The organism is Vibrio sp. 1-2 (7-a), from assembly GCF_013048515.1.
Lineage (GTDB): Bacteria > Pseudomonadota > Gammaproteobacteria > Enterobacterales > Vibrionaceae > Vibrio > Vibrio diabolicus.
Window position 1 is genome coordinate 85,485 of record NZ_VHSQ01000004.1, and the last position, 19,026, is coordinate 104,510.

The window sequence follows — 19,026 nt, forward strand, 5'->3', positions numbered from 1 at the left end:
TTAACAAATCAAGACAGTAAGTTTACTGGTATTGAGGATACAAATCTTCTAAGACTTGATCGAACATGCTCATTACTTGAGTGTTGGTAATGCGGTTCATTGCCGTTTCATCTTTAGCGCGAGTTCGCCAGCTTAACTCGTGACTGTTTTTGCCTGTTTCCGCAAAGATCGTTTCTTCATAAACCGAGACAACGTATTTTAGATAACGGTAAGGTCCCACTCGCAGCGGATTATGGTGTGCATAGAGCCCGATGATTGGCGTTTTCATGGCATTTGCCATGTGTGCTGGTCCGGTATCGGGAGCGATGACCATTTCAACCTTATCTATTAACGCAAGCATTTGCAGAATTGAGCTTTGTCCAACTAAATTTAGACACGGTTCTTCCAAGCGAGATTGAATGGCTTCAGCCAGATCCAGTTCAACTTGAGCTGGGCTACCTGCCAGAATCACGTTCCAGCCTTTAGCTCTGGCGTGATGAATCACATCCACATAACCTTCCGCGTTCCAGTTTTTATAAGCTTTGCTCGCACCAGGCACAATCAGCAGGTTAGGTTTATTACGAGAAATATGAGACTCTGCCCAAGCTTGGTCGTGATCTGAATAAGAAAGTACCCAGTCCAGTTCTGCCTTTGGTACCCCAATTTGATGGGCAAAGGCCATTAAGCCATCTGCGACATGCAGAGATTGCGGGGAAGGCACTTTGACATTGGTAAATAGCGTCTGAAAATCTTGGCTTCTATCAGAAGAGAAACCAAGTTTGTATTTCGCTTTAATGCCCAACGTCGCGACACTCGCTCGAATCGCGTACTGCATATGCAATAGCGCATCAAACTCTCTGCCTTTCAGCTGTCGCCAAAGCGATTTGTAGCCATCGAGTCCTGCTTTTTTATCAAAAACAATCACTTCTACGCCATCAATGGCGGCTAATAACTGGGCTTCAAGTTTACCCGTTATCCAAGTAATCTGGGTCGAAGGCCAGTGTTTCTGAATAGCTTGAACGGTGGCGATGGTATTGCAAACGTCTCCAATAGCGGACAAACGCAAGATGCATAATGACGATGGGGCAGAAGTGAACATAATTATTGTCTGATTCGATGAATAGAAGCAGGTAAATTATGCAGACATCCCCAATAAATGTAAAATACACGGCTCGAATATAGCTAAGTACTGATAAGTGTTCTGCAATGTCAAAGATAACACCGCATCAATCGCAAGAATCTGGCAAGCCGGGTAATACCGGGCTAAAGCGCATCGTTAAAGCGACGGGTTATTCGATCCAAGGATTAAAAGCGGCTTTTAAGCATGAAGCCGCCATTCGACAAGAGTTGGCTCTGTTGAGTTTCGCTGTGATTTTGGCTTGGCTAGTGGATGTCGGCATGGTTGAGCGTATCTTAATGATCGGGGTCGTGGTGTTAGTCTTGATTGTAGAGCTTGTGAATTCAGCTATTGAGGCTGTGGTTGATCGTATCGGTATTGAGCGGCATGAACTCAGTGGTCGAGCTAAAGACATAGGCTCTGCTGCCGTTATGGTTACATTGGCGTTCGCCGGATTTACTTGGTTGTATATATTAGCCAGCCGATATTTAGGCTAGAGGGTAAGCGCGTGACTCAACAGTATCAAAACAACAACCAAATGATCTGGTTTGATGACGAGATCCTTACAGACCCTAGCCAACCGATATTTGATGCGGAATACTGGCAGTCCTTAGACAAGGTAGTTGGCAGCGCGACGGGTAGAGGGACGACATGGTTTATCCAGCTAGAGAGTATGCAGGCGGCACTGCGTCATTACCGTCGTGGCGGTTTGTTTGGGAAGTTGGTTAACGATCATTATTGGTTCTCTGGCTGGGATAACACCCGTTGTGCGCAAGAGTTTCAGCTTTTATTGGCGCTAATCGAGGCTGGGGTGCACGTTCCTCGTCCAATTGGAGCAAGAGCCGTAAAGTCAGGATTCTTCTATCACGCTGATTTATTAAGTGAGCGAATCCCGAACGCCAGAGATCTGGTCAATATCTTGCAAGAACAATCGTTATCGGCAGAAATGTATCAGAAAATAGGGCAAGAAATTGCCAAGATGCATCAGGTTGGCGTTAACCATACCGACTTGAATATCCACAATATCTTGATCGACGACAAAGATAAGGTATGGATTATCGATTTTGATAAGTGCCGTTTTGAAACTTCTGGTGACTGGAAGCACCAAAATCTAAATAGACTTCTGCGTTCATTTAATAAAGAGCGTTTAAAGCGACAGATTATTTGGCAAGAATCCGATTTTGAGGATTTGCAGGACGGTTATGCTTCTCAATCTTAATTGAGTTTTTTATTATTTTGCATTAATTGCTCTAAGTAAGCCCTCTTGAGTCTAACGATGCTCGAGTGAGTCTATAAACTACAATAATCATAAAGTATTCATGTGTATCTGATAGCACACAAATTAACGTAGGTAACATTTGTAATGAAAATATTAGTAACCGGTGGAGCAGGCTTCATTGGGTCAGCTGTTGTCCGACATATCATTCGTGACACCCAAGATACCGTTATCAATTTAGATAAACTGACCTACGCAGGGAATCTAGAGTCACTGGTTGATGTCTCAGAGAGTGAACGTTACTACTTCGAGCAAGTGGATATCTGTGACCGAGCTGAACTAGACCGCGTTTTTTCAGAGCATCAACCCGATATGGTGATGCATTTGGCCGCCGAATCTCATGTCGATCGTTCTATTGATGGTCCTGCTGCTTTTATTGAGACCAACGTGATGGGCACTTACCATTTGCTTGAAGCGGCGCGTCAATATTGGTCGAACCTAGATGAAGCGCGCCAATCAGCATTCCGTTTTCATCATATTTCTACGGATGAAGTGTACGGCGATTTAGAGGGGACGGATGATTTGTTCACCGAAACCACTTCATACGCGCCGAGCAGCCCATATTCCGCATCTAAAGCGTCGAGCGATCATCTGGTTCGCGCTTGGCAACGTACTTATGGTTTACCAACACTTATCACTAATTGCTCCAACAACTATGGCCCGTACCACTTCCCAGAGAAGTTGATCCCTCTGATGATTTTAAATGCCCTCGACGGCAAGCCGTTGCCTGTGTATGGCGATGGTATGCAAATCCGAGATTGGCTGTTTGTGGAAGATCATGCACGCGCGCTGTACAAAGTGGTCAACGAAGGTGAAGTCGGTGAAACCTACAACATTGGTGGCCATAACGAAAAAGCAAACATCGAAGTGGTGAAAACCATTTGTGCTTTGCTTGAAGAGTTGCGACCAGACAAGCCGGCCGGGGTCGAGTCTTATGAATCTTTGATCACTTATGTCAAAGATCGACCTGGTCATGATGTGCGTTACGCAATTGATGCCACCAAGATCGCTCAAGAGCTTGGCTGGACGCCAGAAGAAACGTTTGAAAGCGGTATTCGCAAAACCGTGGAATGGTACCTCAATAATCCACAATGGTGGCAGCGTGTGCTTGATGGCTCATACAGTCTTGAGCGACTAGGAGCGGGCGAATAATGAAAGGCATTATTTTAGCAGGCGGCTCGGGCACTCGCCTTTACCCTATTACACGTGGTGTCTCTAAGCAGTTGCTGCCGGTTTATGACAAACCAATGATTTACTACCCGTTGTCAGTACTCATGCTTGCGGGCATTCGTGAAATCTTAATCATCACCACGCTAGAAGACCAGGAGGGTTTTCAGCGCCTATTAGGTGATGGCTCAGAGTTTGGCATTGAGTTGCAATACGCGATTCAACCAAGTCCAGATGGCTTAGCTCAAGCGTTCATCATTGGCGAAGAATTCATTGGCGATGACTCAGTATGTTTAGTGCTGGGTGACAACATCTTTTATGGACAAGGGTTCACTCCTATTCTTCAGCAAGCTGCGATGAAGAGCCGTGGTGCGACGGTATTCGGTTATCAGGTTAAAGATCCAGAGCGATTTGGCGTTGTAGAATTTGATGCCAATATGCAGGCGATTTCGATTGAAGAAAAACCAGTAAAGCCTAAATCCAATTATGCTGTCACTGGGCTATATTTTTATGATAACCGAGTCGTCGAATTGGCAAAAAAAGTCAAACCTTCATCTCGTGGTGAGTTAGAGATTTCGACGCTAAACCAAATGTACCTTGAGCAAGGTGACCTGAATGTTCAATTACTAGGGCGCGGCTTTGCTTGGTTAGATACTGGAACACATGAAAGCCTGCATGAAGCCTCTTCGTTTGTTCAAACCATTGAAAATGTTCAAGGTCTTAAAGTTGCCTGTTTAGAAGAGATTGCGTGGCGCAATGGGTGGTTATCAACTTCTCAAGTTATCCAATTTGCTCAACCAATGTTAAAAAATGACTACGGACAATACTTAAATAAAATTATTTGTGATGATTGCTCATCAAGCTAAATAGAGATTACCCAAAACGAGTCCAAGCTTCAGGTATTGTTATGTGTAAAAAAATAGTATTACATGCGATGACTAAAAAAGGGTATGAAGTTGCTACCCTTTTATTTGAAAAATATCGAGAAATTGTTGATTTTCTTGTTATAGGAAAAGATAAAAATATTAAAGATGATTATAGTGAAAATTTGAGACAATTAGCTATCAACTACGGTGTTCAGTATTATTATCATAATGACACTTACACAATACCTCAAGAATCCTATGTGTTAGCAGTGTCATGGCGCTGGATGATTAGAAGTATCGAAGATAGCAAGTTAATTGTTTTCCATGACTCTATTTTACCTCGATATAGAGGCTTTGCTCCGCTAGTGAATAGTTTAATTAATGGTGAGCATGAAATTGGTGTTACAGCTCTATTTGGTTCAGATGAGTATGATAAAGGTGATATTATTGCACAAGCTACTTCATTTATTGACTATCCAATAAAATTATCTGATGCAATTGAAGTGAATAACCTCAATTATATAAAACTGGCAGATTTGATATTTAATAGTTTACATTCCGGAAGAGAAATAAAATCCTCACAACAAGATGAGTCATTAGCGACATATTCAATATGGCGAGACGAATCTGATTATGAGATCGATTGGAATCAAAGTTCTACATACATTAAACGATTTATTGATTCTGTAGGGTACCCATATTCTGGAGCTATTACTAATGTTGATGAGAATAAAGTGGTGGTCTTGGATGCTGAAGTAGTACAGGATGTGGTTTGTGAGCATAGGCATGTTGGTAAAGTGATATTTGTTGAAAATGGCTGCCCCGTTGTAATTTGTGGTAAAGGCTTGTTGAAAATCACCAAAGCAGTAGTGAAGGAAGAAAACCAAGCTCGAGATTTCTTGCCGATCAATAAATTTAGAATGAAATTCTATTGATTGTAACCCCAGAGAGATAGATTAATGATTCCATTTAATAAGCCCCCAGTTGTAGGTAAAGAGCTTAGCTTTATTGAGCAAGCTATCCAAGGAAGTAAACTCTCGGGAGATGGGCCACTTTCTGAACGATGCGAGAGTTGGTTTGAAAACAGAGCGAGCTGTATTAAGACTTTGTTAACGCCTTCATGTACCCATGCGCTTGAACTTGCCGCTTTGCTGATCGATATTCAGCCTGGTGATGAAGTGATTATGCCAAGCTACACTTTTGTTAGCACTGCGAATGCATTTGTACTGCGTGGTGCAAAAGTGGTGTTTGTTGATATTCGTCCAGATACGATGAACATTGATGAAACCAAAATTGAGGCTGCAATCACTGAAAAAACGGTTGCTATTGTACCTGTACATTATGCTGGTGTTGCTTGTGAGATGGACACGATCATGAGTATTGCAGAGAAGTATAAACTCATTGTTATTGAAGATGCGGCTCAAGGTGTGATGTCTACTTACAAAGGGAAAGCGTTGGGGGCAATTGGCCATCTAGGTGCATATAGTTTTCATGAGACGAAAAATTATACGTCCGGTGGTGAAGGTGGACTACTTCTTATTAATGACCAATCTTTTGTTGAGCGTGCAGAAATTGTCAGAGAGAAGGGGACGAACCGAAGCTTGTTCTTCCGTGGCATGGTAGACAAATATACTTGGGTTGATCTTGGTAGTAGTTTGCTTCCAAGTGAGATACAAGCAGCATACCTTTGGGGACAGCTTGAAGAAGCTGAAGGGATTAACCAAAGACGGCTACAAATTTGGCGAAAATATCTAGATGAGCTTACGCCTCTTGCCGCAAAACACAATATAGAAGTGCCAACTGTTCCTTTTGAATGTCAGCACAATGCGCATATGTTCTACTTGAAACTGGAAAATCTGGAATTGAGAAGCCAGTTTATTGAAATGCTTCGTGAAGAGGGCATAGTTTCTGCGTTTCACTATATTCCATTGCATAGCTCACCAGCTGGCCAACAGTTTGGTCGGTTTGTCGGCAGTGATATATATACGACACAAGAAAGTGAGCGCTTGGTAAGACTACCACTGTACTTCAATATGAGTGATAGTGAGCAGTCTTATGTTATTAATGCTATAAAAAATGTTTTAGGGCGCATGGAATTGTAAAAATGCAAAGCAACGAGATTAAACATATTTTTTTAGTGTCTAGCACAGACTACTTTTCCCCTCTGTTTATTGATGCCTTAATTGAGAAAGCTGGCATTAATCACGAGACGTTAGGTGTCGTCATTTTCGGATGTGGTGATATTGAATCTCAGTACCCTAAGAAAATTGATGGAGTCACTTACTTTTCTTACGAGAAGGTGAACAACTCTATTTTTTTGAACGCTTCAACGATAACTTATTTCTCTCTGAGTGCACTTAACTCTGCTCAAATTCGAGAGGTTCTCGAGCTTAGTCCACAAATGAAGAGCAAGTGTTATATGTTTATCACGGATGATGAGGTTGACAGATGGCTTTGGTGCAAAGATAAACATGGACGCTTAGTTGCAGATGTTAAGCTTAACATTACAGAGAATGATCTTTGGGTTTTAAGTCAACAAGAGCAGTTTATTGCTTTAAATAGTGCGTTTCGTGAGAAGTTGAGCCAAGTATTAGAAAGGTGTGATTTTTGTCTTGTTGATTCTAGTGTTGTCTTCGACACATTACCCACTAAATCTGCTGAGACTCTGGCGATTTCTGTTTATGCAGACGAAAAAAATAAGAAAAAAAGTATCCTTTTAGGTACTAAACCTAATGCATTTAAATATCAAAACATTAGAGCGATGTTGCGTGCATTCATAAAAGCTGGAGTGCACACGGAATACAAGTTTGTTGTGATGTGGCCTGTAAAGCAGTGGCGAAAACGTCTTCTTTTAGATCTTTATTTAACCTATTTGCAAAAGATAAAGAAGCAAACAGTCGATGTGTCTGTCATAACTTCACTTCCCCCACTAGCTTACACGGCTGTTGTGATGTCGTGCACCCATCTTGTGCTTCAACCTAGAGGCGGAGCTAGTACCGCCCGTCAACTGATGAAGTGGGGGCAAGGTAAGGTTTATGTGGCGAAAGGAAGCCACAATGAACTGTTCTTTAAAGATGCACAAAATGTTGAACTCTGTAGTTTTTCTACATTTGATGAGCTAGCGAGCAGTTTAGGAAAACAGATTGATGTTAAAGCTAATGCCTCTAAAATAAATGCAGAAGAGCAACGTTCACTTCAAGAGCTAGCTACACTTTATAGCTAGGCCACACCCAGATTTTCAAGGCTAAATATGAGCAATATTCTCTCTCTTATCGGTCGTACCGATGCTTTATTCACTCAAGACATCTCAAATCAAGAAGTTGAATTGTCAAAGATTGTCTCTGAATCTCGCTTTCTTGTCTTAGGTGGGGCGGGCTCTATTGGTCAAGCGGTCACGAAAGAGATTTTTAAACGTAACCCAAAGAAACTTCATGTTGTTGATATTAGTGAAAATAATATGGTTGAGTTGGTTCGTGATATTCGTAGCTCTTTTGGTTACATTGATGGCGATTTTCAAACATTCGCATTGGATATTGGTTCCATTGAGTACGATGCGTTTATCAAATCGGATGGGCAGTTTGACTACGTGCTGAACTTGTCAGCGCTGAAACACGTGCGCAGTGAAAAAGATCCTTTCACACTTATGCGTATGATCGACGTGAATGTATTCAATACAGATAAGACCATCCAGCAATCAATAGAATCTGGAGCGAAGAAATATTTCTGTGTATCGACAGACAAAGCGGCAAATCCAGTCAATATGATGGGAGCGTCTAAGCGCATTATGGAGATGTTCTTGATGCGTAGAAGTAAGCAAATGTCGATTTCAACCGCTCGCTTTGCCAATGTCGCATTTTCTGACGGCTCTTTACTGCACGGCTTCAATCAACGTATTCAAAAGCGTCAACCTATTGTTGCTCCTAATGACATAAAGCGCTATTTCGTAACGCCACAAGAGTCGGGTGAGCTCTGCCTGATGTCTTGTATTTTTGGTGAAAACCGAGACATCTTTTTCCCTAAATTGAGTGAAGCGCTTCACTTAATTTCATTTGCTGATATTGCAGTGAAATATCTAGAGCAATTGGGTTATGAACCATATCTCTGTAGCAGTGAAGATGAGGCTCGTGAACTGGCGAAAACTTTACCTGAGCAAGGTAAATGGCCTTGCTTGTTTACAGAAAGTGATACTACGGGTGAGAAAGATTTTGAGGAGTTCTTCACGGATAAAGAAGTCCTTGATATGGAACGCTTTGAAAACTTAGGCATCATCAAAAATGAACCTCTTTTCGAACAAGCTCTTTTGACTTTGTTCGAGCAAAGCATTGCTGAGATGAAAGATAAACGTGAGTGGAGCAAGGAGCAAATTGTAGAATTGTTCTTTACCATGATTCCCGACTTTGGCCACAAAGAAACGGGAAAATACCTAGACAGCAAGATGTAAGCGGAGCGAATGATGAATCCAACATCGATTGTTGAATTTGTGCAAGATACGTATAAAACCGAAGACTTTATTCCATTACACGCGCCAGCTTTCCAAGGCAATGAAAAAGCGTATGTGATGGAGACTATTGACAGTACTTTTGTATCAAGCGTCGGTAAGTTTGTTGATCAATTCGAACAGAAAATAGAGCAATACACTGGCAGTGAAAAAGCGGTAGCAACTGTTAATGGTACTGCTGCATTGCATGCTGCGCTGTATATGGCAGGTGTGCTACGTGGTGATTTGGTGATCACTCAGGCCCTCACTTTTGTGGCTACCTGCAATGCCCTTTATCATATGGGGGCCGAGCCTATTTTTGTTGATGTTTCAAAAGTTAGCCTTGGTTTGTGCCCTAAAGCGGTTGATGCTTACTTAATGGAACACGCAAAGCTTACAGAGGAAGGGTGTTTTCATCAAACAACGGGTCAACGCATTAGGGCTGTTGTGCCCATGCATACGTTTGGTCATCCCGTTGAGTTAGATGAATTGATTGCGATTTGTCACAAGTGGCAGCTTAATTTGGTTGAAGATGCGGCAGAAAGCTTAGGATCTTTTTATAAAGGTCAACACACTGGAACGATTGGTGATTTTGGTGCGGTTAGCTTTAATGGCAATAAGATTATTACGACAGGTGGTGGTGGTATAGTGTTGTGTAAGACCAAAGAGTTAGGCCAACACACTAAGCATGTGACTACGACCGCGAAAGTACCTCATCCTTATGAGTTTTATCACGATGAACCTGGGTTTAACTATCGTATGCCAAATCTAAATGCTGCACTTGGCTGTGCGCAGATGGAAGTGATAGAAACGTACTTGGCACAAAAGCGTGAGTTAGCAAAGCAGTATCAAGCTTTCTTCTCTGGTAGCGATGTTCAGTTTGTGACTGAGCCTGAGTACGCACACTCAAACTACTGGCTCAATGCGATCATTTGTCCGGATATCGAATCGCGAGAAGCGATATTACAAGAGACTAATGCCGCGGGCGTGATGACTCGTCCAATTTGGAAGTTGATGCATCGTTTGCCGATGTTTGAAAATGCACTGCGAGGTGATTTAAGTCACTCAGAGTTCATCGAGGCGCATTTAATTAACTTACCAAGCACTCCAGTTGCACTAAATCGTTAAGGCAAGATTAAACATGACACAGCAGCAAAAGAAAGTCGCCGTGTTTACCGGGACGAGAGCAGAGTACGGGCTGCTTTACTGGCTTCTAAAGGATATTCAAGATGATCCTGAGTTGAAACTTCAGCTTTTGGTGTCTGGTATGCACCTTTCGCCAGAGTTTGGCGAAACTTATCATCAAATAGAGCAAGATGGCTTTGTCATTGATGAAAAAATTGAGATTCTACTTTCATCCGATTCGGCAGTTGGGACCGCGAAAAGTATGGGACTAGGAGTACTTGGCTTTGCTGATGCCCTTTCAAGACTGCAACCTGATGTATTGGTCATTTTAGGCGACCGATTTGAAGCTCTTGCCGCAGCACAAACGGCAATGATACTGCGTATCCCTATTGTTCACTTGCACGGTGGGGAGATCACTGAAGGAGCGTATGATGATGCAATACGCCATGCCATTACCAAATTAAGCTATTTGCATGCTACGTCCACAGAGGATTACAGGCAGCGTGTTATTCAGTTAGGTGAGTCGCCCGACCGAGTAAAAAATGTGGGTGCTATCGGTCTAGACCACCTAAAACGCGCAACGTTTATGACGGTAGATGAGCTTGCTAAGTCACTTGCCTTTAACCTAACTCAACCATTTTTTGTGGTTACATATCACCCAGTGACCTTAGGTGATGAGAAGCCTGAGGCAAGCTTTCAAGCGCTTTTAGGCGCATTAGATGAATTTCCCAATCATCAAGTAATCCTTACTTATCCGAATGCTGATGATGGAGGACGACGTATTATCCCTATTTTGGAACAATATGCTCAAGCTAACCCACAACGTGTATTAGCTATTCCATCTCTTGGGCAAGTACGTTACTTGAGTGCGGTAAAGCATGCAGCTGCTGTGATTGGTAATTCTTCGAGTGGGATTATCGAAGTGCCTGCTTTTGATGTACCTACCGTTAATATTGGTTCAAGACAAAAAGGGCGTTTGGCCGCCAAGAGTGTCCTAAATTGTAAGCCTAATCAGATAGATATTTCTGCTTCAATAAGTGCGGCTGTGCAGAGAGCTTACAAAAGCGATAGCAACGAGGTTGTCTTAAATCCTTATGGGCAAGGCGATACAAGCGGGCAGGTGATTGACATGATTAAGACTTTGCGTTTTGAGCCGAGTAAAGCCTTTTTCGACCTAGATTTTGATAATGTATAATTATCCCATTGTAGATTTAAAGACGATATAAAGAGACTCTATGACATTAATAATTGCTGAAGCTGGTGTAAATCACAATGGTGATGAGACGTTGGCATTTGAGCTAGTCAATGCGGCGCATAAAGCTGGTGCTGATATTGTTAAGTTTCAAACTTTTAAAGCTAAAAACTTAGTTACAGCTGAAGCAAAGCAAGCTGAATATCAAGTAGCAAATACGCAAAAGCAAGAGTCTCAACTTGCGATGCTTAGTCGGTTAGAACTTTCTTATGATGTTCATCACCAACTAGTAGAGCATTGTCAGTCAATCGGTATTGAGTTTCTATCGACAGCTTTTGACTCTGAGAGTCTAGATTTCCTTGTTAACGATTTGAATCTTACCCGATTAAAAATACCGTCGGGCGAGATTACTAACGCCCCTCTAGTTTTAGAACATGCACGTACAGGTTGTGATCTCATTGTTTCTACAGGAATGGCTACACTCTCGGAAATAGAAGCTGTTTTGGGAGTGATTGCTTTTGGTTACACTGCTGATCAAAATGCCACGCCAAGTGAGCTAAATTTTCAAAAAGCTTATGCCTCTGAAGTGGGGCAAAAAGCCTTAAAAGCAAAAGTGACGCTACTGCATTGTACGACAGAATACCCTGCACCAATGGAAGAGATAAACCTTAAGGCTATGGATACTCTTGCTAACGCCTTTGAACTACCCGCTGGCTATTCTGACCATAGTGAAGGTATCACAATCCCAATTGCGGCTGTTGCTCGCGGAGCGGTACTAATAGAGAAACACTTTACTTTAGATAAGAATATGGAAGGGCCAGATCATAAAGCTTCGCTCGAGCCGAGCGAGTTGACTGCAATGGTTTCAGCTATTCGTCAGGTGGAAGTTGCGTTAGGTGTTGGAGTGAAAAGCCCAACGGTTTCTGAGGTAAAGAACAAAGCGGTAGCTAGGAAGAGCTTGATTGCAGCGACGAACATCGCTGTAGGTGAAGTTTTTACTCAGGATAACCTGACTATAAAACGCCCTGGCACGGGCCTTTCTCCTTATAAATTTTGGGAACTACTGGATAAGCCAGCCAGTAAGGCTTATCAAGCAGGAGATTTAATCTTTGAATAAAAAGAGCTTGAAGCCTCTCGTCATTATTGGTGGAGGTGGTCACGCTAGTGTACTAGTGGATGTACTTCTACAGCAGCAAAGAGAGATCTTGGCGGTTATTTGCCCGGATGAGCTGAGTGAGCGCGGCATTTTTAACGAGCTACCCCATTTTCGCAAAGACGAAGATGTCTTTAGGTTTGATTGTAACGAAGTTTTGCTAGTCAATGGCATTGGTGCTCTCCCCAAATCGGGCTTAAGAAGCAAGCTAACTCAGTTTTATACAGCGAGTGGGTACCAGTTCGAAACAGTGATTGCCTCTTCTGCTCAAGTATCTCCTTTTGCGGAAGTTCATATGGGGGGGCAAATTCTTTCCAGTGCCATTATTCAAGCCGGAGCCAGAATTGGTCGCCATACAATAGTGAATACTGGCGTTATAGTTGAGCATGACTGTGATATTGGATCTTTTAACCATTTGGCCCCTCGTTCAACACTGTGTGGTCAAGTTCTGACTGGCGATAATGTTTATATTGGAGCTGGGGCTACGGTGATTCAAAACGTCCGAATAGATACAAACTCTATTGTAGGTGCTGGAGCGACAATCACTCAAAATGTGCCAATGGATACGATCTGTTACCCATATAGGGTAACAATGAAAAGTTTTAAATGATTTAGAAAATAGGTTAAGCATGAGTCATTGTTGGAAAAATGTTTTAATTAAGCCAACCAGTTCATTACTTGATGCGTTAGAAATTATAAACAATGAAGCGTTGAGAGTTGTGCTAGTTGTTGACGATAATGACCATCTTTTGGGGGTCGTTACGGATGGTGATATTCGTCGTGGGTTGCTTAAAAACTTGCCTTTGACTGCTGATGTAGCGCAAGTGATGAACACTAACCCATTGACGGCTAATATTAACACCCCTCGTGAAGAGTTAATTTCAGCAATGGAGAGCCGTAGCGTTCTTTCTATTCCATTGATAAAAAACGGAAAAGTGGTTGGTTTAGAAACTTTGCACGGTGCGCTACGCCAACCAACCTATCAAAATCCCGTTTTTCTCATGGCTGGTGGTTTCGGGACTCGGTTGAAACCTCTGACTGATACATGTCCTAAGCCAATGCTCAAAATTGGTGGTAAGCCTATTTTAGAAACGGTTATTCGAAGCTTCATTAAGGCTGGTTTTGTTAATTTCTATATTTCTACTCATTACATGCCGGAGCAGATTGAGCAGTATTTTGGTGATGGCTCTAAGCTCGGGGTAAATATCACCTACGTTTATGAAGAGTCTCCGTTAGGTACTGGCGGTGCTTTGGGTTTGCTACCTAAGGACTTACCAGCAGACCTGCCATTAATAATGATGAATGGCGATGTCTTAACGAAAGTTGATTTTCAGAGACTTCTGGAGTTCCATACAGAAAATCAAGCTGATGCAACGATGTGTGTCCGTGAATATGATTATCAGATCCCGTATGGTGTCATCAATGGCGATGGCAATAGAATTACCAGCATGGTAGAAAAACCAATCCAACGTTTTTTTGTTAATGCCGGAATATACGTTGTATCTCCGAGAGTCATCCAATCCGTACCGAAAAATCATCATATTGATATGCCGACTTTACTTGAGCAACATATGAATGAACGTGAAAATGTACTCATGTTTCCAATTCACGAGTACTGGCTTGACATTGGTAGAATGGATGATTTTAATCGCGCTCAAGCAGATATTCATACGTTAGGTGTACTGTAGTGATCGATGGTAAAAAAGTAATTGCGCTCATTCCTGCTCGTGGGGGTAGTAAGCGCTTGCCTAGAAAAAATGTGTTACCGCTAAACGGTAAACCTTTAATTGCTTGGTCTATTGATGCTGCGAATAATTGCCCATACATCGACAAAGTCTTGGTGAGTACTGATGATCAAGAAATCGCAGATATTGCATTACAATTCGGGGCTGAAGTTCCTGAATTGCGGCCGGAACATTTGGCTTCTGATACAGCGAAAACAGAAAGTGTGTTGATTTACACGCTTGAAAAGTTTGGTAAAGGTGATGAGATACTTGTCTTGTTACAACCGACATCCCCTTTACGCACCACTCAGCACATTAATGAAGCTCTGGAGTTGTTCATAGAAAAGCAAGCTTTGTCAGTGGTTTCTGTTACACCATGTGAGCACTCCCCGCTATGGTCGAACACGCTTCCGGAAGATGGTTCGATGGGGGGATTTTTGAGGCCAGAAGCACTTAATCGTTCACAAGACCTCGGAGAGTTTTACCGACTAAATGGAGCGATATACATTTTTGATGCCAGAGATCTGCTGGAACAAAAAAAAATTCATTATACCGCTAAGTCATACGCCTATGTCATGGATAACCGAGTCTCTTTTGATATCGATCAGAAGTTGGATTTTGAATTGGCTGAGTTTTTTATGGGCAAAACGAACTGATATATAATGCCTTGTTACAAGGCATTATATTACTTAATGGTTCAAATTTTCTTATTTCAGGTTTTTGTCTGTTTTCCATTGAGTAAGGAAATCGTGTAGATCCTGTGCAAGTAAATCAACTTGTATATTATCATTGACCTCTTTTAGGTTCAGTACAGAGGTTGAGTTCAAAGTATAAAGATGAATATTTTTATCATCTGGAGAAATAAGAACTTCAGCTGGTATAAATTTATCTAGAACCAAACAAGAAAAGTGCTTAGTATAATCTGTACATTCGCGAGGATGTGGCTTTATTACTGTAATGTTATATTTCTCAGCAATTTCTTTGTACAGCTCTATTTTTCCATCTTCCGTCACCAGATCGCTGATAGGTTGAGTAAATAAAATGTTTTTTCCACTAAGAGACTCGAAGCTGTGCGTTAGGATCATCTGCAAACTAAAATTTCTGGTGTAGTCCAACATATCAACAACATCGAAGACTTTTGTTTTGCTTTGTAATTGAGAGTCTACAAGTTCTGGTTTTGATAAATAGATGCTAGTTATTTTATTTCCATAGCCCAAAGGAGAGACAACTCTGCCTTTTAAAGCGCGTTTTACTCTTTTTTTGAATGGTATTGGGCCATTATAGTTTCCAGCACCATCTTCTAGAACTGAGCCATGAGATAAATCGAATAGAAACGCATAGGTTAGGTGATCGTGACCAAAAAACTTTTTCTTTTTAATTAGAGTTGTAATGTCATATTGTAGAAGTCCCATTTTGTAAAGAAAAGAGTCCCAATTTTTGTTGAGCTTAGTGTTAACAATGACTACGTTATCTAACTTACTATTCGCTAACAGAGCCTGGAAGTCAATATGGCTAACGAACAGTGTATTATGGCCCCCTTTATTAATATATAAGTATAAAAAAAGTGCGAAAATTGAGTTTACGTAACATACGTTCTCATAATTAGATTGAATTCTCTTATACGTAATGATGTTTTTCATTATTTTTTCTCAAAGATTATTGTTACTATTTTATTCACAACATTTGTATAATTAGCGATGAAATTTGCACTATGCAAACTTATAGAGTTTGTACTTAATGAAAAGTGATTATCTATCAAGTTACTGAGTTCGTTAACTTTTGTAATGATATTGCAGAACGAATGTTTTTTAAGAAGATTAACAATTTCTGTAAAATTGTAATAACTTGGTCCGGTGATTACAGGTACTCCCAGAGCTGCTGGCTCTAACACATTGTGTCCACCGACTTTATCTCCGATTAGACTGCCACCCATAAAGCAGATGTCTGCTGCACCCATCAACGTTAGCATCTCACCCATAGTATCGCCGAGATATACTTGAGTATTTGTCTCTACTGCATGCGTTGAAGTACGACGCACAGTGTTAAAGCCTTGCTGTTGGCAAAGCGTGAATACATCATCAAATCGTTCTGGATGGCGAGGAACCAAAACGAGTAAAGCATTTGGATGAGATTTTAAAACTTGTCTATGTGCATCTAATACCTGTTCGTCCTCGCCTTTGTGGGTGCTAGCGGCAATCCAAATCGGACGATCGTCTCCAAGCTGGGCTCGAAGCTGCTGTCCTTGCTGTTTCACTTGCTCTGATATTTGAATATCGAACTTAATAGAACCGGTAACGGATAGTTTCTTTTTCTCGACGCCTAAGCGTTCAAAGCGCTCGGCATCTGAAGCTGTTTGGCAGAGTACTTGAGTTAGGCATGGATGAAGTTGGTTAAAAAGCCGCTGTATTTTGGCGTAGTTCTTACACGATTTTTCAGATAGGCGCGCATTCACGACAGTTATAGGGATACCCGCTTTGTGAACATTGTGAAGCGTGTTTGGCCACAGCTCAGTCTCAATGATCAACATCTGTTTTGGTTGTGCTGCTTTAAGAAAACCTTTGATAGCGAACCCAAAGTCAATTGGCATATAGCGGTGTTCAACTAAATCACCCAACTTAGCAATCTGTTCAGCTCCCGTACTCGTTGTTGTAGTAACTAGAATAGATTGTTCGGGGTTTTGTTCCTTAAGGGCTTTAATTAAAGGTGTCGCTGCTATGCTTTCACCAACAGATACGGCATGTATCCAAATAGGTTTGTCGTTGCTTTTTAGCTTGGGAGTTATGCCAAAGTGCTCTTTCCAGCGAGAGCCAAACTGAGGCTTATTTGGTTTGCTCTTGTACAAACCAAATAAAAGCAGCGGTGACGCTAGGGCGAGTAGTAAGGTATAAACAATACGAACTAACATGAGCTTATCGTAATGGCGTCAAGTTTTTGGATGCTATCTAGCACTTGCTTAGGCGAAAGTACTGTCAAGCACTTAAGGTGTTTGTATTGACATTCGCGCTGGAAACAAGGGCGACAATCAATATCGGTATGAACAATCTCCACTTTTTCTGCGAGTGGGGGTGTGTACTTCGGTGAAGTTGAGCCATACACGGCAACAACATTGCAACCAACCGCAGCTGCCACATGCATTAAGCCAGAGTCATTCGCGACAACAGTCTTGCATGCAGCAAGTAGATCGACCGCTTCAATTAAGCTGGTTTGTCCTGCTAGAACATGAATGTTCTTATGGAATTGCGTCGGGACAAGTGCGCGGATATTGTTACAAGTCTCTAAGTCTTTTTGAGAACCAAACAACCAGATTTGATGCCCAGATCGAGCCATTTGCGTCGCAACCTCAGCGTAGTGTGTTTCGGGCCATTTTTTGGCAGGACCAAACTCTGCTCCTGGGCACAGTCCAATGATTGGTTGGTCTTGCGTTAAGTTGAACTTTTTGAGCGTGGCTTGTTGCTCTGCCGCGTTGATTGCAAGGCGTGGGCGAGGTAAGGTTTCAAGCCCGCCAAGAGAATTAGAGTCCACCATTTCTGCTTTTGGATAAGCTAACGCTACATAGCGCTCTACCATGTACTGAAAAGACTTCATGTTAGGGCGTAAGTCATTCAATAAACCATAGCGCATTTCTCCCTTCCAGCCAGTACGAAGAGGAATGTTGGCAAACCATGGGATCAGTGCTGATTTCGCTGACTTAGGCAAGATATAGGCGTGGTCATATTGCTTTTCGCGTAATGATTTACCAATTTCCCTGCGGCCTAATAAGTTAAATTCACCATGACCGATAGGCATTTCAATCGCTTGGTGGATTTCTGGCATACGCTCAAGAATCGGTTTACACCATCCTGGAGCGATAACGTCAATTTGGCTATCTGGATGACGTTGCTTTAATACGATATATAACGATTGCGACATTACCATATCGCCGACCCACGCAGGGCCAATAATTAAAATATTTTTCATTTATTTACTTGCCAATCAGTATCATATCTAGGCTTAAAGATATTGTAATAGTTATTGCCGTCTTCTTGAGAGTGCAGTAACTGCAGTACCCACATATATTGTTCGGGTTTATCACCGACAAAATATTCAATGGCTTCATTACAGGTACGAGCGTCTTGCTCTTCGCCTTGATCCAACTCAAACGCCGGTAAAATCTCAATATCAAACGTACCGTCTTCTGTGTTCATCGACGCAAATAGAGGCAATACTTTTGAGCGTGATAGTTTTGCAATTTTGCCTAAACCAGGTAGCGTTGCTTTACGTGTGGCAAAAAAATCGACAAACACACTATGCTCTGGGCCGTGATCTTGATCTGGTAGGTAATACCCTATGTAGCCATCTCGAATGGATTTCAGAAAAGGTTTAATACCACCGGAGCGTTCATAAACACGGCCACCGTATTGAACTCTTTGCTTGTGCATCAGCCAGTCAGCAACATCATTCTTTTGTTTCTTCGCCATTGCAGAAACTGGCATTCCCATTGAAGCGAGCAAGATAGCAGGCACATCAATTGCCCAAGAGTGGGGAACCATTAAAATCACATTTTCGTTGTTATCAATGTGCTGTCGTAAAATGTCTAGGCCGCGAATTTGGCAACGGTTCTGAAGCCACTTTGGTGAGCGTAAACTTAGTAACCCGAAGCGAAAAAAGAACATGGCCGCTGTGTAGAGTGTTTTTTCTATCAAAGCTTCACGTTCTTGGAACGACTTTTCTGGAAAACACAGCTCAAAGTTAACCCTCGCTCGGTGAGCTGGCCCTTTGTGGGATTTAGACAGTTTTTTGGCAATGGTTTTCGCCAACCACTTTTGTAAACTTAGTGGCATTAATGATAAAGGTAAAAATAAGATAACACCTAACCACGTGCCCCAGTACTTAGGCGACAGGAAGTGGCGCTTAAACTCAGGGTTATATGCTTTAGGGTCGAAGTCATCACGTTTTATGGTCATGGCGTGT

19 protein-coding genes are annotated in these 19,026 nt (G+C 41.9%); 14 read left to right on the plus strand and 5 right to left on the minus strand.

Annotated features, from left to right (window positions below):
• Positions 1 to 22: 22 nt before the first annotated feature.
• On the minus strand, positions 23 to 1,078 hold the full coding sequence (locus FKN08_RS12890; protein ID WP_170892263.1) for a glycosyltransferase family 9 protein: 1,056 nt from the start codon (positions 1,076 to 1,078) through the stop codon (positions 23 to 25).
• A 107-nt stretch (positions 1,079 to 1,185) separates the two neighbouring features.
• Between FKN08_RS12890 and FKN08_RS12895 the strand changes: the two genes are divergently transcribed.
• From FKN08_RS12895 to FKN08_RS12960, 14 genes are all read left to right on the plus strand, one after another.
• Positions 1,186 to 1,593 carry a diacylglycerol kinase gene (locus FKN08_RS12895; protein ID WP_170892264.1) on the plus strand — a complete coding sequence of 136 codons (408 nt, stop codon included), beginning with the start codon at positions 1,186 to 1,188 and terminating at the stop codon, positions 1,591 to 1,593.
• Between the two features lie 11 nt (positions 1,594 to 1,604).
• Entirely contained in the window at positions 1,605 to 2,315 is a 711-nt protein-coding gene (locus FKN08_RS12900; RefSeq protein ID WP_170892265.1) for a 3-deoxy-D-manno-octulosonic acid kinase, read from the plus strand.
• Between the two features lie 144 nt (positions 2,316 to 2,459).
• A complete protein-coding gene (gene rfbB / locus FKN08_RS12905; RefSeq protein WP_170892266.1) occupies positions 2,460 to 3,524 on the plus strand; it encodes a dTDP-glucose 4,6-dehydratase in 1,065 nt (354 codons plus the stop codon).
• On the plus strand, positions 3,524 to 4,405 hold the full coding sequence (rfbA, locus tag FKN08_RS12910; protein ID WP_167427009.1) for a glucose-1-phosphate thymidylyltransferase RfbA: 882 nt from the start codon (positions 3,524 to 3,526) through the stop codon (positions 4,403 to 4,405). Before rfbB ends, rfbA begins: the two co-directional genes overlap by 1 nt.
• A 41-nt stretch (positions 4,406 to 4,446) precedes the next feature.
• Positions 4,447 to 5,340 (plus strand): formyltransferase family protein, encoded by an 894-nt coding sequence (locus FKN08_RS12915; RefSeq protein WP_031818724.1) that lies wholly within the window; start codon positions 4,447 to 4,449, stop codon positions 5,338 to 5,340.
• Between the two features lie 24 nt (positions 5,341 to 5,364).
• On the plus strand, positions 5,365 to 6,507 hold the full coding sequence (rffA, locus tag FKN08_RS12920) for a dTDP-4-amino-4,6-dideoxygalactose transaminase (RefSeq protein WP_006742520.1): 1,143 nt from the start codon (positions 5,365 to 5,367) through the stop codon (positions 6,505 to 6,507).
• 2 nt (positions 6,508 to 6,509) lie between these two features.
• A complete protein-coding gene (locus tag FKN08_RS12925; protein ID WP_170892267.1) occupies positions 6,510 to 7,628 on the plus strand; it encodes a hypothetical protein in 1,119 nt (372 codons plus the stop codon).
• Between the two features lie 27 nt (positions 7,629 to 7,655).
• Positions 7,656 to 8,846, plus strand: a complete 1,191-nt coding sequence (locus tag FKN08_RS12930; protein WP_006742518.1) for a UDP-N-acetylglucosamine 4,6-dehydratase — start codon at positions 7,656 to 7,658, stop codon at positions 8,844 to 8,846.
• Between the two features lie 12 nt (positions 8,847 to 8,858).
• Positions 8,859 to 10,010, plus strand: coding sequence for a LegC family aminotransferase (locus FKN08_RS12935; RefSeq protein ID WP_170892381.1), 1,152 nt, complete (start codon positions 8,859 to 8,861; stop codon positions 10,008 to 10,010).
• A 13-nt stretch (positions 10,011 to 10,023) separates the two neighbouring features.
• On the plus strand, positions 10,024 to 11,202 hold the full coding sequence (gene neuC / locus FKN08_RS12940) for a UDP-N-acetylglucosamine 2-epimerase (RefSeq protein WP_025816926.1): 1,179 nt from the start codon (positions 10,024 to 10,026) through the stop codon (positions 11,200 to 11,202).
• Positions 11,203 to 11,242: 40 nt separating this feature from the next.
• Positions 11,243 to 12,316, plus strand: coding sequence for an N-acetylneuraminate synthase (gene neuB / locus FKN08_RS12945; RefSeq protein ID WP_006742515.1), 1,074 nt, complete (start codon positions 11,243 to 11,245; stop codon positions 12,314 to 12,316).
• Entirely contained in the window at positions 12,309 to 12,962 is a 654-nt protein-coding gene (locus tag FKN08_RS12950; protein WP_167427005.1) for an acetyltransferase, read from the plus strand. The genes neuB and FKN08_RS12950 overlap by 8 nt, the downstream gene beginning before the upstream one ends.
• A 19-nt stretch (positions 12,963 to 12,981) precedes the next feature.
• On the plus strand, positions 12,982 to 14,040 hold the full coding sequence (locus tag FKN08_RS12955) for a nucleotidyltransferase family protein (RefSeq protein WP_017449102.1): 1,059 nt from the start codon (positions 12,982 to 12,984) through the stop codon (positions 14,038 to 14,040).
• Entirely contained in the window at positions 14,040 to 14,732 is a 693-nt protein-coding gene (locus tag FKN08_RS12960) for an acylneuraminate cytidylyltransferase family protein (protein WP_006742512.1), read from the plus strand. The genes FKN08_RS12955 and FKN08_RS12960 overlap by 1 nt, the downstream gene beginning before the upstream one ends.
• A gap of 51 nt (positions 14,733 to 14,783) precedes the next feature.
• Here the strand turns inward: FKN08_RS12960 and FKN08_RS12965 are convergent, their stop codons facing one another.
• The 4 genes from FKN08_RS12965 to lpxM are packed head-to-tail and all read right to left on the minus strand — an operon-like array spanning position 14,784 to position 19,019.
• Positions 14,784 to 15,716, minus strand: a complete 933-nt coding sequence (locus FKN08_RS12965; RefSeq protein WP_167427004.1) for a glycosyltransferase family 52 — start codon at positions 15,714 to 15,716, stop codon at positions 14,784 to 14,786.
• Positions 15,716 to 16,981, minus strand: a complete 1,266-nt coding sequence (waaA, locus tag FKN08_RS12970; protein ID WP_170892268.1) for a lipid IV(A) 3-deoxy-D-manno-octulosonic acid transferase — start codon at positions 16,979 to 16,981, stop codon at positions 15,716 to 15,718. The genes FKN08_RS12965 and waaA overlap by 1 nt, the downstream gene beginning before the upstream one ends.
• Positions 16,975 to 18,033 (minus strand): lipopolysaccharide heptosyltransferase II, encoded by a 1,059-nt coding sequence (gene waaF, locus FKN08_RS12975; protein ID WP_170892269.1) that lies wholly within the window; start codon positions 18,031 to 18,033, stop codon positions 16,975 to 16,977. The genes waaA and waaF overlap by 7 nt, the downstream gene beginning before the upstream one ends.
• On the minus strand, positions 18,030 to 19,019 hold the full coding sequence (gene lpxM / locus FKN08_RS12980; RefSeq protein WP_170892270.1) for a lauroyl-Kdo(2)-lipid IV(A) myristoyltransferase: 990 nt from the start codon (positions 19,017 to 19,019) through the stop codon (positions 18,030 to 18,032). The genes waaF and lpxM overlap by 4 nt, the downstream gene beginning before the upstream one ends.
• Between the last annotated feature and the right edge of the window lie 7 nt (positions 19,020 to 19,026).